The 546-nt window shown below is 48.2% G+C and carries 1 protein-coding gene; it reads left to right on the forward strand.

Annotated elements, in window-relative coordinates; translation table 11 throughout:
* Positions 1-546: N-acetylmuramic acid 6-phosphate etherase (locus tag R7Z77_RS27820; RefSeq protein ID WP_318137367.1), on the forward strand; the 546-nt coding region annotated here is incomplete at both ends.

Genomic DNA, 546 nt, shown 5'->3' on the forward strand with positions numbered 1-546 from the left:
TATCGCTGGTGGCCCTGAAGCGATACTAAAAGCCAAAGAAGGTGCAGAGGACTCACCTCAACTTGGTGAGCAAGATTTAAAGGATATCGACTTCAGCAGCAATGATGTACTGGTAGGAATAGCAGCCAGTGGTCGTACACCTTATGTGATTGGCGGTTTGGAATACGCGAATACGATTGGATCAACTACCGTTGCGTTGTCGTGCAATCCGGATTCTCCTATCGCAGATATTGCTGATATCGCAATAAGTCCCGTTGTTGGCCCAGAAGCCTTGACGGGGTCCACTCGCTTAAAATCAGGCACCGCGCAAAAGTTAGTGCTCAACATGCTCACTACAGCAAGTATGATCCGTTTAGGTAAGAGCTACCAAAACTTGATGGTGGACGTGAAAGCGACCAACAACAAATTGGTCGCGCGTGCTGCTCGCATTGTTATGCAGGCGACGGAGTGCACTAAAGAAGAGGCAACCGAGGTACTTAAGCAGACCAATTATGAGGTGAAACTGGCGATCTTAATGATCTTGACCGATCTTGATATCGAGTCCGC

It is taken from the genome of Vibrio sp. 1401 (assembly GCF_033340295.1).